11 protein-coding genes are annotated in these 12119 nt (G+C 68.2%); 6 read left to right on the top strand and 5 right to left on the bottom strand.

Annotated features, from left to right (window positions below; translation table 11 throughout):
• Positions 1 to 67 precede the first annotated feature (67 nt).
• The 4 genes from FY030_RS14695 to FY030_RS14680 are packed head-to-tail and all read right to left on the bottom strand — an operon-like array spanning position 68 to position 4302.
• On the bottom strand, positions 68 to 1648 hold the full coding sequence (locus FY030_RS14695) for a lipopolysaccharide biosynthesis protein (RefSeq protein WP_158062274.1): 1581 nt from the start codon (positions 1646 to 1648) through the stop codon (positions 68 to 70).
• Positions 1648 to 2919: a glycosyltransferase family 4 protein gene (locus tag FY030_RS14690; protein WP_158062273.1), complete on the bottom strand. Its 1272-nt coding sequence runs from the start codon at positions 2917 to 2919 to the stop codon at positions 1648 to 1650. The genes FY030_RS14695 and FY030_RS14690 overlap by 1 nt, the downstream gene beginning before the upstream one ends.
• On the bottom strand, positions 2903 to 3766 hold the full coding sequence (locus tag FY030_RS14685) for a glycosyltransferase (protein WP_158062272.1): 864 nt from the start codon (positions 3764 to 3766) through the stop codon (positions 2903 to 2905). The genes FY030_RS14690 and FY030_RS14685 overlap by 17 nt, the downstream gene beginning before the upstream one ends.
• Positions 3763 to 4302: an acyltransferase gene (locus tag FY030_RS14680; protein ID WP_158062271.1), complete on the bottom strand. Its 540-nt coding sequence runs from the start codon at positions 4300 to 4302 to the stop codon at positions 3763 to 3765. The genes FY030_RS14685 and FY030_RS14680 overlap by 4 nt, the downstream gene beginning before the upstream one ends.
• Positions 4303 to 4551: 249 nt before the next feature.
• On the opposite strand from FY030_RS14680, the gene FY030_RS14675 reads away from it, so the two are divergent.
• From FY030_RS14675 to FY030_RS14650, 6 genes are all read left to right on the top strand, one after another.
• Entirely contained in the window at positions 4552 to 5430 is an 879-nt protein-coding gene (locus FY030_RS14675) for a Wzz/FepE/Etk N-terminal domain-containing protein (protein WP_158062270.1), read from the top strand.
• Positions 5431 to 5594: 164 nt separating this feature from the next.
• Positions 5595 to 6890 (top strand): O-antigen ligase family protein, encoded by a 1296-nt coding sequence (locus tag FY030_RS14670; protein WP_238348685.1) that lies wholly within the window; start codon positions 5595 to 5597, stop codon positions 6888 to 6890.
• A complete protein-coding gene (locus tag FY030_RS14665; RefSeq protein ID WP_158062268.1) occupies positions 6887 to 7933 on the top strand; it encodes a glycosyltransferase family 2 protein in 1047 nt (348 codons plus the stop codon). Before FY030_RS14670 ends, FY030_RS14665 begins: the two co-directional genes overlap by 4 nt.
• Entirely contained in the window at positions 7930 to 8799 is an 870-nt protein-coding gene (locus FY030_RS14660; RefSeq protein ID WP_158062267.1) for a glycosyltransferase, read from the top strand. The genes FY030_RS14665 and FY030_RS14660 overlap by 4 nt, the downstream gene beginning before the upstream one ends.
• A gap of 44 nt (positions 8800 to 8843) precedes the next feature.
• The gene (locus tag FY030_RS14655) at positions 8844 to 9863 is read left to right on the top strand and encodes a glycosyltransferase family 2 protein (RefSeq protein ID WP_158062266.1); all 1020 of its coding nucleotides are present in this window, start codon (positions 8844 to 8846) and stop codon (positions 9861 to 9863) included.
• Entirely contained in the window at positions 9860 to 11179 is a 1320-nt protein-coding gene (locus tag FY030_RS14650; RefSeq protein ID WP_158062265.1) for a hypothetical protein, read from the top strand. The genes FY030_RS14655 and FY030_RS14650 overlap by 4 nt, the downstream gene beginning before the upstream one ends.
• Here FY030_RS14650 and FY030_RS14645 read toward each other — a convergent pair.
• The gene (locus FY030_RS14645) at positions 11165 to 12118 is read right to left on the bottom strand and encodes a glycosyltransferase family 2 protein (protein WP_158062264.1); all 954 of its coding nucleotides are present in this window, start codon (positions 12116 to 12118) and stop codon (positions 11165 to 11167) included. The genes FY030_RS14650 and FY030_RS14645 overlap by 15 nt on opposite strands.
• Between the last annotated feature and the right edge of the window lies 1 nt (position 12119).

Genomic DNA, 12119 nt, shown 5'->3' with positions numbered 1-12119 from the left:
GCCGCAGCCGGCACGGCTCGACAGAGTTTCTCAGCTGGGCAGGAGCAGCGGCGCTGGTCGAGGGCTGTCATCGCCCGCGCCGGGGCAGGCGTGCTCGGACCATCTCCCCGACGCGGCGCGGCCCCCAGGTGGTCAGGACGAAGAGGCCCAGGGCGGGGGCGGCGGCGGCGCCGCACAGCAGCAGACCGATGCCTCCGCCAGGAAGCGGACCCTGGGTGATGGCGTAGGCCATGATGCCCACCAGGGCGGTGCTGCATACCCCCGCGAGCAAGGCCTGCCACCAGGGGATGTCACCCAGAAGCGAGGGCCCTGGCACCTCCAGGGCCCTGGAGAAGAGCAGGAGTAGCACCAGTCCGGCGAGATAACCGAGTACGGCAGCCACGGCGGCGCCCAGCACACCCAGCTGCGGGATGAGGAGCAAGGAACCACCGAGCAGCACCGCAGTGGTCATTGCGGAGCTCCACATCTCGTATGACGCGCGCCCCTGCAGCAGCTGCCACTGCAGGAGCACCTGAGGCAAGAGGGATAACCACTGCGCCGTCAGCATGACGGCTGCCACCAAGCCGGCCAGGTAGCCCTCCAGAGGGAGCCAGACGTTGACGCCGACGAATGCTGCAGGTGCCCCGACGACGCACCACCCCGTGACCCCGCGGACCCACATCCGTTGCAACGCCCGGAACTCTGGCAGGGTGTCCTGGGCGCCCTTGGCACCAACGCTTCGTCCCAACATGGACTGGATCGGGACGACGCCGTTCATCGGGATGAGCTTGAGCTGCTGGGCGAAGGTGCTGCCCGGCCCGAAGTCGGCGACCTGGAGGGGCTGCATACGACCCACGATGAGCAGCGGCCCTTGCATCGCGGCGACGGTGAGCAGGCCGGAGATCTGCACTCGCCAGGAAACCTGGGCGACCTCGACCATCCGTCGCCAGGACACGAAGCCGATGCCTCGGGTCGAGAGGTGACGGAAGGTGGGCGGCACGATGGTGAGGGTGGCCACCACCTGCTGGGCCACAAAGGCGTAGGCGACTCCCCGCAACCCCATCCCGCTTGACAGCCCCCACACCATGCCGATCGCGTAGACGGCATAGCTGAGCAGCGACGAGACAGAGCTCAGCGCGAACCTCTCGTAGGCGTGCAGGACGGCCGCGAACAGGTTACGCAGCAGGCCGACGGCGACAAGGACCAGGAGCACCTGCAGCAGGAAGACGGTGTCCGCCAGCATTTCCGGCGGCGTGTTGAAGAAGGCCGCCAGCTGCTCGGAGACCAGGAAGGCAGGCAACAGCAGCAGCCCGCTGACGAGCGCGACCGCCACCAACAGCGAGATCAACAACCGGGTACTGCCCTTCCGGTCATCGGAACCCGCGAGCAGGGCGAAGAAGTACTGCGCGCTACGCCCGATCCCTCCGTCGAACTGTCCCAGGAGCTGGGTCAGCGTGCTGCTGATCAGCCACAGACCGTACCCGGTCCGTCCGAGGGTGAGGATCACGTAGGGGGTGAGCGCCAGATTGACGAACAGCGGCATGATCTGTGCCACGATCCGCCAGCTGCTCCCCCGGATCAGTCGTGCGGCCAGACTCGGCTGGGGCGCCGGCTGTGGACCGGTCTGCGGTGCCGCATCGGCGCTCGGCGTCTGCTGGTGGTCCGACATCAGGCGTTCGCCGGGACGGCGTTCCGCAAGAAGTCGGCCATGACCGGGCCGGTGGTACGAGGGGTGAACTCCTCCAGGATGGCCGCCCGCCCCGCCCGCCCCAGGCGCAGGCGCTCCTGCGGGTCCGCCGCAAGCCTGCCGATCGCCTCCGCAAGCTGGTCGACCCGCGCCATCCTGACGACATGACCGTTCTGTCCGTCCCGGACCAGTTCGCCCACCGCCGCGACGGCGGTGGTCACCACCGGTAGCTCGGTGGCCATGGCCTCCATGAGCACGACCGGCAGGCCCTCCATGAAGGAGGTCATCAGGTAGGCGTCCGCCCAGTGGTAGTGCGCCACGATGTCGTCCTGCCCCACCGGCCCCACCAGGCGGATATGGTCCTGCAGCCCCAGCTCGGCGATGTGCGCACGCAGCACCCCCTCATCCGGGCCCTGGCCGATGATCCGGACCTCCACGTCGACCCCGTCTCGCCGCAACACCTCGACGGCGTCGATGAGCACGTGAAAGCCCTTCAGCGTGACGAGACGACCGACGGCCAGCGCCCGGAGCGGTCCCTCGTGCGAGCGTGGCGTGGCGGGCGGGACATAGATATCGGGATCGACCGACATCCGCACGACGTGGATCTTGTCCCAGTGCGAGCGGTCGACCAGGCGCATCAGCTGGCCCCTGGTGAAGTCGCTGATGCAGGCGATGGCGTGGGTCTCACGGATCTTGCTCGGCAGGTCCCAGGCGCTGATGTTCTCAAACTCCGCGGACCCGTGGATGGTCGCGGACCAGGTCCACGTGCCCGGACCGTCCACCGCGTTGCCGAGCTCGCAGGTGAGGCGGGCGACGTCAGCGGACACGTTCGCATGGTGGACGTGGATGTGGCGCAGCCCGCGGGCCCTCATCTGGTCGTGCAAGACGACGGCTTCACCGTAGTAGAACATCTGCCACAGCCGCCCTCGCGGCGTCGCCTCGCCCGTGCCCAGGGCGGTCCGGATCGTGCTCAGGGCCCCGCGCAGATGGCGGGTCAGAGTCGTTCCGTGCGCCCGGACCCAGGGGCCTGGCTGTCCACCCAGGAGCACAAAGGTGCTTTCCGCCTCGGTCCGCATCGTGCGGGAAAGCAGGTCCTCCGGAGGCGACGCCCGCACCGAGAAGGTGTGTACCTCGAACCCGTGCCCGCGGACCGCCTCGATCTCCCTTTCGATAAACGTGTGCGACAAGGCGGGGTACCTGCTGTTCAGGTAGGCGAGGCGACGCGCGGGCGCACCGTCAGCGGCTGGACTCATCACGCTGCCACCTCCGGGTCGGCTGACGAGGCGATCGCGCCAGTGTGTTGATGGCCGCATAGACCAGGGCCGGAGGTAGTTCGTACGGGCGCCGAACCACCAGGGCCAGGAGTGCCCGGAGGGTGGCCGACGTCGTGGCCGAGAAGTCATGGGCCTGGGTCAGCACCCCCACCTCGCCCTGCGTGGTCCGGGCGAGCTCGACATTACCCGCCACCAGCCTGGTCCTGACCTTGAGCAGGTCTTGCCACCGTCGAGGCGTGCGAACGGTGCTCAGCCCCTGGCTGACGATCGTTTCCTGGGGGGAGAAGAGCCGGTTTACGAACAGGTCGTCCGCCAGCAGGTCCGGGAACCGGCCGAACCTGGCCCGCCCCGCCTCGGACACGGCATAGACACCGCGCCCCACGACGCTCTGGCGAGCGGACGGCAGTTGCCGAAAGATGTGGAAGTAGGCGCGGACGAGCAGGTCCGCCCCGTCGGTCTGGTGACGCACCGTGGGTGCGGACAGTGCAGGCAGATCAGTGCTCAGCACCTGGATCATGCTTCGGACTGCCTGCTCATCGAGGACCACGTCGGCGTCGAGGTACAACCGTGGGAAGGCAGTCGCGACCTCGTCGCCGGCGTTGAGCGCGCCCGTCTTGCTCGGCTCGGGCAGGTTGAGCACCACGACGCCGGGCTGGCTGCTGGCGAGGTGCACGGTGTCGTCGATGCAGCCGTTGGCGACGACCACGATCTCCAGGGGCAGGGACCGGCTGAGCGACACCAAGGGGCGCAGACAGTCCACGATGCGAGGACCCTCGTTGTGCGCCGGGATCACCACACTGGCAACCGGGGCGTGTCCCTGGCTCACCTGGACGGGTTCCGACGGTCGCGCAGCACGACAGCCGGCACGCCGCCGACGATGGTGTAGGGAGGGACGTCCCGCACGACGACCGCACCGGCAGCCAGGACGGAGCCGGTCCTCACCGTGACCCCGGGCATGATGGTGACGTTGGCGCCGATCCAGACGTCGTCCTCAATCACCACGGGCTCGTACTCCCCGAAACCCTGGGTGCTCATCGGACGCGTGACGTCGCCGATGTGATGGTTGCGCGTCAGGATGGTGCAGCGCGGCCCCATCATCACGTCGTTGCCGATGCTGACCGGCCCGTGGATGTCGGCATCGACGCCGAGCCCCGAGCGGTCGCCAAGCGAGATCATCCGCCCCGAACCGAACACAGCGCCCGACTCGATGTTCACGTCGCGACCGGCGTGGGCCAGCAGGGGACCGGCCAGCGTGCGGCGCAGCCGTGCGGCGGTGGCACCGCCCGGCGCGTAACTGCGTGGGAGCTTGCTAGCCAAGGCGTAGTAGAGCGCATAACGGATGCCGTCGGTGGCTCGCTTCATGCGACCTCCACTCCTTGGTGACAGTCGTGGGTTCAGGCTCGGCCCGCAGTCAGGCGTAGGCCCCGCTACCCGGAGACCCGCCCCGCCCGCGGTGGCTCAGGGTAACCTATACCTAGCACGTATGACGAGGACCCTACTGTTAGGTAGTCTGTGTGCGATGGGCGATGTGACGGTTCAGGGACCGTCCATGGTGATCCGCCGGATCAGACCCATCGTCGACCGTGGGCCCGTGAACCCAGGAGATTACCCATGTCAGTAGAGACCGACGCTGCCGCCAAGTCGCGGCGGACCGAGTCTGCCACCCTCTGGACGCGAGTCCGTCGGCAGTGGGTTCTCATCACCGCGATCATCCTCGGCTGCCTACTGATCGCCCTGCTGGTGTCGTGGGTGCGGCCAGCCGTGTACACGGCCGAGGCCAGGTTGGCGGTGGGCGCGGGCCAGATGACCGCGCTGAACATCCCAGGCTTCCCCACGGCGTCGGAACAGATGGCTTCCAACTACGCCCGCTGGGTCAACCATCAGGGGGTGCAGGGCGAAATCGCCCCCGAGGGCACGTTGGCGGTTGCCGCGTCCCCGATCGTTGAGTCCAATGTGCTCCGTATCGAGGCTACCTCGCGCGATCCCGAGACAGCCGTCGACGCGGCCGCGACCATGGCGACCGCGCTCAAGAGCGCCGTCAACCAGGTTGCGCAGGAGAACGATCCCGAAGCGTTGCGGACGGAGATCGCCCAGAAGACGGAACCGCTGCTCACGGCCCGGGCGGACGCGTTGCGCGCCCAGGGCACCTTTGAGGCGTCCCAGGAGGAGGGTGTCCCCCAGGTCGAGGCCGACCGTCGCTTCGCGGCCTACGTGGAGGCTGAGAGCGCCCTGACTGAGATCCAGCTCGAGTACGACTCCTTGCGGGACCGTTACCGTAATCTCGTGGCAACCCGCAGCACGGAGGCGCAGCTCGTCGACACGCTGCCCGCCCAGCTGATCGGGCACGACCGGGTCGCGACAACGCAGCGCAACGCGCTGCTCGGCGTCCTGGGGGGTGTGGTGCTTTCCGGTGCTGTCCTCTACCTCTCCGAGCGGAAACCTCTGCGCCAGAGGCGGGACGAGGTCGGCGCCCCGATCGCAAGCCCATGAGGGTCACCACCGGCGGACAGGCAACCGCCGAGGCCGTCCGGGCAGAGGGCAGTACAGCGGTCATCGGCGAGCGGAGCATCTCTAGGGGGGCCACCCCGCAGCGTCGGACAGTAGCGCATGCGCCGGCCAGCAGGTGGGCCCGGCCGCCGGTGTATGTCGTGCTGATGATTCTCGGCCTGGCCGCCAACCTGCTGTCCGGCCACAGCCACCGGCTGGGCCTGCCCATTTCGCCGGACCGCATTCTCATCCCCCTTGCCCTGATCCTGCTGTGGAGGGACCCGAATCGGACCCGGGCTCGATGGGGAGCGGTGGCAACGTTGATGGTCCTGTTCGTCGCGTGGACCCTGGCGTCGATGATCTGGCACGGCAACCTGCTGACCCCCTCCACGCAGTTCGCCCTGCTCGACCGCACCGTTATGCCGTTCGTGATGTTCCTGGTCGGCCCCCTCATCTTCAGCACCACCGGCCGCCGAGACCTGCTGCTCAAGGGATTGACGGCAATGGGGCTCTACCTCGGCGTGACCGCCGTCCTGGAGGTCTTCGCTCCACAACTGGTCTTTCCCCGCTACATCGTCGACCCCGAAGTGGGGATGCACTTCGGCAGGGCCCGGGGACCGTTCGCCGGTGCGGAGGCGATGGCCATGACCCTGGCGGTCTGCATGGGCGCCGCCCTAGTGCTGGCGGGTCGCCAGCTGCCCCGATGGTCGACGCTGGGTCTCATCGTGGCTCCGCTCGCCCTCTTTGGTGTCGTGCTGACCGGAACCAGGTCGGCCTGGCTCGGGGTGGCGGCAGGCATCCTCGTCGCACTGGTCCTCTCTCCCGCCCTGCGCCGCTGGATACCGGCGATGTTGATCGCTGGTACGTCCGGGGTGGTCGGGGCGATGATCTTCCTGCCCTCCCTCGTGCAGAGCATCTTTGAGCGGTCCGCAGCCAACGGCCCGATCTATGACCGGCTGAGTAGCAACGCTGCGGCCTTCCGCGTCATCAGTGATCTACCGCTCACCGGTATCGGCTGGCGCAGGTTCTACCCCCATGGGAGCGAATGGGCACGGCAGTCGGACGCCCTACCGATGAACAACGCGGTCATCGAGGTGCACAGCGTGATTCTGTCCCGGGCGACCGAGTTGGGACTACCCGCCGTAGTGGTCTTCCTCCTCATCATCGTGCTCGGCCCCCTGCGCTCTGCTGTGCCCACCGGGCCCATCCCGGGGCACCCGGACCTCCCCGGCTGGCGGGCGCTGTCCGGGTACGCGGTCTCCGTCTGGCTGGTCGCGGGGTTGTTCGGGCCCCTGTCCAACCCCATGCCGAACTACTCGGTCTGGTTGATCGCCGGCGTGGCGTCCTGGGGACTGACCACGTGGGCCACACCCGCTCCAAAGCCGCCAGGTGGCGAGCTGGCCGGCGAGGCTGACTCCCCACCCCGGGCCTACCGGGCTGCGCGGACGACGAGCGTGCCGTGACGAGTCCGCAGCGGCCAATGGTCTCCGTCGTCGTGCCCGCCTACAACGCGCAGGACACGATCGGGGCCTGCCTGTCCGGGTTGCTGACCCAGACCTATCCCCACGTCGAGATCGTCGTCATCGACGATGGGTCCACCGACCAGACCGCTGAGATCTGCCGGGCATACGGACCGCTGGTGCGCTACCAGCGTCAGGAGAACGCCGGCAGCGCCGCGGCCCGCAACGCGGCCTTCTCTCTGGTGCGCGGAGACCTCATCGCCTTCTGCGACGCCGACGACATGTTGTTGCCCGCCTACCTCGACCGGGCGGTCGCGGCCTACCAGGACGCGGGCGGCGGCCGACGGATCGTGATGTCCGACGCCCTGCAGCTGACGTCAACCGGACTCGCCCACGGCCGCCGGCTGATCGGGCCGCACTTCCCGCGCCGACGGCAACGCCTGGCGATCCTGCAGAAGAACTTCGTCCCCATCCTGAGTGTCTTTCCCCGAGCTCTGCTGGAGGACGTTCCCGGGTTCGCCGAGGACCTTGACCTGGTCGAGGACTGGGAGTTCTGGATTCGCGCCGTCCTCACCGGGTGGGAGGTCATCTTCCAGCCGGAGCCGCACGCCCTCTACCGGCTGTCGCCAGACGCGAAGTCGACAGACGACAGACGGCACGAAGCCGAGGACGAGATCATCCGCCGGGTTCGGGACCAGTACCGGGAGGAGCTGACGCCGCAGGAGCAGGAGTTCGTCTCCCTGCGGCTGACCACGCCCCCGCCCCGGTTCCTGGACCTGCAGGCCGGGGAGGCGCTGCGCGACGGCGACGACAACCACGCCCGGACGCTCTACCGCCAGCTCGCGACGCTGAGCTCGGAGGACCCGCGGGTCAGGGCCCGGGCGCTGCTTCTGGGCTACGTCCCCGGGGCCACCAGGCTGGGCCGGTGGCGCCAGCAGATGATCGACCGTCAGATGGGCGGCCGCATCCAGGCCACACCCACCCCCTCCGGCCCGGAGACCGTGCCGCCGGGCGGCGACAGCACACCAGAGGAAGGAACATCATGACAACTGGCCCTACCCCCCACGTCTTCCTCACCAGGTTCAACCTGCCGGCCAACAGGGTCGAGCAGTCCATCTTTTCCCCGGAGTGGCTCACCGCCCGCATGCGGCTCTTCGAGGCCTACACCGTCCCGTCGGTGCGGGCTCAGGAGCAGGAGGGTCTGTCCTGGGTGATCTACCTGGACCAGCAGGGCACCCCGGACTGGCTGCGCGAGCGGATGACGCAGCTGCAGGAGGAGCTACCGCTCCACCCCATCTACCTGGATCGTGCCCTGGACCCTGAGACGATCCGCGCCCACGTCCTGCGCGTCAGCGGCCGGACCATGGGCCCGGTCGTCACCTCCAACCTGGACAACGACGACGGGTTGGCCACTGATTTCGTGCAGCGGGTCCGTCGGCTTGTGCCGGCCACCACCCCGTCAGCGATCTACCTGACCAAGGGCCTGATCTGGCACGGCCAGCGGGTCTACCTGCGTCAGGATCGCAACAACGCTTTCGTCGCGGTCGTGGACGACATCGCCTCTGCCGACTACCTCAGTTGCTGGGCAGGGGTGCACGACCAGCTTGAGTCCGTGATGCCGGCCGTCCGCGAGGCGGGTAACCCCGCCTGGCTGCAGGTCGTGCACGGACGCAACGTCTCCAACCGCGTGGCCGGGCAGCTGGTGGCTCCGGGCAGTCACGGAGCCAGGTTCCCCGGTCTGATCGACGACCTGCCCGACGTCACGCTGCCGGACCGGGTCAAGGACCTTGCGGCCCGTCCCGCGCGCCTGGCCCGGGACAAGGTCGTCCGTCCGGGGGCCACCCTGGTCCGTACGGTCATCGGTCCGCGCCGCTACGAAGACATCAAGATGGCGATCCAGGGGCACCGCTAGGTCGCCTGCTCGACCCCCTCACCCACCAATCCGGGAGTTTCAATATGTCCGTCCTACGCCGCTACTGGACCAGTCGGTTCGATCAGTGGGGGTCCCGCCCGGAGCAACGGCCGGGTTATACCCTGCTGGTGCCGGTGCCCGGTGACCTTCCGGTCTTCCTCGAGTTGGCCCTGCAGGTGCTGGGCACCCAGGGTGCCCGAGGCCGGGTGGAGACGCTCGTCATACCGGACGTCGTCACCCCCGCGATGGATGCGGTGGTCGCTCGCCACCAAGCCGACTGGGCCGGCCCCCTGGAGCTCCTTCGGCTGCCTTATCCCGAGCGCGTGCTGCTGCCCCGGATGCGCAACCCTGCCCGCAACCATGGCGTGCAGCTGTTGACGGGAGTTTCCCGCACCCGGGCGAGGTACATCGTGCTGCACGACGCGGACCTGTTCCTGCTGTCTCCTGACCTGCTGGACGAACGGGTGGCCCTGGCAGACCGGGAGGACCTGGACGTGCTGGGGGTGGACCCGGTGTGGGACGGGTGGTTCGCCGAGCGGGGAGTGCACCTGGCGGCCACCTGGGAGATGATCGCGCGCACCGACTGGCTGCGCTCCTTCCCGCCCAGCATGCACATAGGGCACGACGGGGAGTACGACGGGGAGAAGCACACCTTCGACACCTGCCTACACCCGCAAGCCGTGTCCGACCCGGCCCGCCGGGAGGTGGTCCGCAGCGATGATGTTGTCCACTTCAACTACGTCATCTCGACCTACCGGCACTTCCAGCGTGCGCGTGGGGGATTCGTGGACGACCAGTTCCGGCTGCTCCTTATCCGCCTCTTCGTCGACATCTTCGCCCGCGAGGAGTTCGACTACGGGCTACCTTCCCTGTCCGAGCTGGCCGAGGGCCTGCACGATGCTCAGGCGCCGGTGACCTATCCGGCCGCGGACGGGACGGTGCGGGAGAGCTATGCAGGATTCCGGGGCAAGCTGGACCGCATCCTGCAGGGGCCATGGACCCCTCCGGCTAGCAGGAGTGCGGTGAGCGAGCAGCTGCAGGCCTTCGACCGCTACTACGCATGAGCCATTGCCGTGCACCCCGCCCGGTCCTGGCCGCCGCCACCGCGCTGGCTCTGGTCAGCATCTCCGGCGCCGCCCTGCCGGCACTGTCCCGGCCGGCCGACTCCATCGACCGCTCCGACACCTCGGTCGAGGGAGTCTTTTCCGACGACTCACCCTTCTACCGCGAGCTGCCTGACGACACTCCCGTAGCCGACGACTCCGAGATACTGGTGTCCAGCCTGTATCAGCAGGGAATCGACAACTATGGTCAGCCGGACAGTCCCAGCCTGACGATCAACGTGTATCACTGGACAGCGCCGCTCTTCGCGGCCAGCACCACAGACGTCCAGCACGACATCCGGCCCTGGAACTGCCAGAACAAGGATCCCGGCTGGGATGCGGAGCTCGCCGGGATGCTGCGGGGTGTGCACCTGCCTGCTGCGTTCGAGCCGGACGACACCACTGACGGCAATGTCTCCATCTACAACGTCGACACCGGTCAGCTCGTGGAGCTGTGGCAGGCGCGGCAGGCGCCGGACGGCGCCTGGGAGGCGTGTTGGGGCGGGATGATCGAGGACGCGAGCCGGTCGCAGGGTTCGTTCCCGGTGCCCTATGGCGCCGCGGCGGGTGGGTTGGCCATGTGGGGGTACACGATTCGGCAGCAAGAGCTGCTGGACGGTTCCATCAACCACGTCGTCGGACTGGGTATCCCGAAGGTGAAGAGGGGCGTCATCTCGTGGCCGGCGGTGCGGACCGACGGGCGGGAGGACGGGACCGAGCTCGCCATGGGACAGATGCTGCGGCTGCCGGCAGATTTCGACCTGGACTCGCTCAACCTCTCGCCCTCGGCACGGACCGTCGCCCAAGCGGCTCAGGACTACGGCATCATCATCACCGACACCTCCGGTGCCCTGGCGTTTGCCGGGGAGCACGCCTCAGGCCTCCTCGACGTCCGTTATGAGGAGATTTTCCGGGGCCGGTACAGCGTCGAGGAGATGGCCGGTGACCCGGCGAGGGGCGAGGACCCGTTCCCCCTGGATCAGCTGGTCGCGCTGCCGGTCGACTACGGCCAGGATCTGCCGTGGCCTCCGGAGGAGCCGATAGCCGTGGACCCCGAGTCAGACCCTGACGCGGATCGGGACGAGGTCACATCGGCGGGTGAGGACGTCAGCCCCACGACTGCAGCTGCTTCACCGGAGACGACTGCAGCTGCACCACCGGAGACGACCTCCGAAGCAGAAGAGCAGGAGGCGGCGATCCCTTGGGCGGCAGTGCTGGTCGGCCTGCTCGTCGCAGCAGGTGCCGCCGTGGCCGGGCTCCTGTTACGCCGCCGGTAAATTTGACTGTCGGGCCGACACGAGTCGGCGCAGCAATGCCGACGGCAGATGAGACGTCACCGCGAGCCGAGCCGCGGTCAGGCCTGGCTGCAACCGGAAGGATCGGTGCAGGAAGGGCCTGGCCGACCGGAAGTCTCCGTCGTGCAGCAGGGCTCGGCCCGCAGCCAAGGTGGCCTGCCCCAGGCGGCGTTGCAGTGCAGACGTGTCTTGGTGGCGCCCGGACCCGAGCGCCTGCTCCAGCACGAAGACGGTGGCCCTCGCCTGCGCCGCGGAGTGGGTGTTCGTGTCGGCGTCCGGGTGAAGCCGGTAACGCACCACCGGAGCCTTGGTGAACCACAGCGGCCGATCATTCTCTGCTGCAGTTAGGGCAAGATGGAAGTCGTAGGCGGTCCCCACCTCGGCAGGGACCGATGCCCAGTCGACCAGGTCGGCCCGCACCACTGCGCCGGCGAGCTGGACGCCCCCACGAGCCACGATGCCGGTGGCCCCGGTCAGACGCCCCTCCTGGAAGAACGCACGGCCGCTGGTGCGATCCAACCACTGCGTCCGCTCCTGCAGGGGAGCGTCGTTTTCATCCACAAGTTGAACGCCGCCGAAGCTCAGCCTGATCTCGGGCTCTTGATCGAAAGGCCGGGTCAGGCGTTCGAGTGCATCGGGCATCAGGGCGTCGTCGTCGTCCAGCTTCATCACCAACGGCGACCGGGCGTCGGCGAATCCGAGCAGGGCGTTTCGCAGCATTCCCACGTTCTGGGGACGAGGGATGTAGCGAAACCTCTCGTCGTCCAAGGAACGCACCACGTCCTCGGTGGCCGCCTCCGCGCCGTTGTCGCAGACCAGCACCTCGAAGTCCGTCATGCTCTGAGATTTCAGTGAGGCGAGAGCGTTGACGAGGAAGTGTGGGCGTCGGTAGGTAGGCACGATGACCGAAACGCGAGACATT

This window comes from Ornithinimicrobium pratense (assembly GCF_008843165.1).
Lineage (GTDB): Bacteria > Actinomycetota > Actinomycetes > Actinomycetales > Dermatophilaceae > Ornithinicoccus > Ornithinicoccus pratensis.
The sequence above is the reverse complement of the archived record's forward strand: the minus strand, read 5'-3'. Positions and strand labels throughout refer to the sequence as shown.

Excerpts from the sequence above, each read along its gene's own strand:
- FY030_RS14695 (WP_158062274.1), bottom strand. The coding sequence starts at position 1,648 with ATGTCGGACCACCAGCAGACGCCGAGCGCCGATGCGGCACCGCAGACC.
- FY030_RS14690 (WP_158062273.1), bottom strand. The coding sequence starts at position 2,919 with ATGAGTCCAGCCGCTGACGGTGCGCCCGCGCGTCGCCTCGCCTACCTG.
- FY030_RS14680 (WP_158062271.1), bottom strand. The coding sequence starts at position 4,302 with ATGAAGCGAGCCACCGACGGCATCCGTTATGCGCTCTACTACGCCTTG.
- FY030_RS14675 (WP_158062270.1), top strand. The coding sequence starts at position 4,552 with ATGTCAGTAGAGACCGACGCTGCCGCCAAGTCGCGGCGGACCGAGTCT.
- FY030_RS14670 (WP_238348685.1), top strand. The coding sequence starts at position 5,595 with ATGATTCTCGGCCTGGCCGCCAACCTGCTGTCCGGCCACAGCCACCGG.
- FY030_RS14660 (WP_158062267.1), top strand. The coding sequence starts at position 7,930 with ATGACAACTGGCCCTACCCCCCACGTCTTCCTCACCAGGTTCAACCTG.
- FY030_RS14655 (WP_158062266.1), top strand. The coding sequence starts at position 8,844 with ATGTCCGTCCTACGCCGCTACTGGACCAGTCGGTTCGATCAGTGGGGG.
- FY030_RS14650 (WP_158062265.1), top strand. The coding sequence starts at position 9,860 with ATGAGCCATTGCCGTGCACCCCGCCCGGTCCTGGCCGCCGCCACCGCG.
- FY030_RS14645 (WP_158062264.1), bottom strand. The coding sequence starts at position 12,118 with ATGTCTCGCGTTTCGGTCATCGTGCCTACCTACCGACGCCCACACTTC.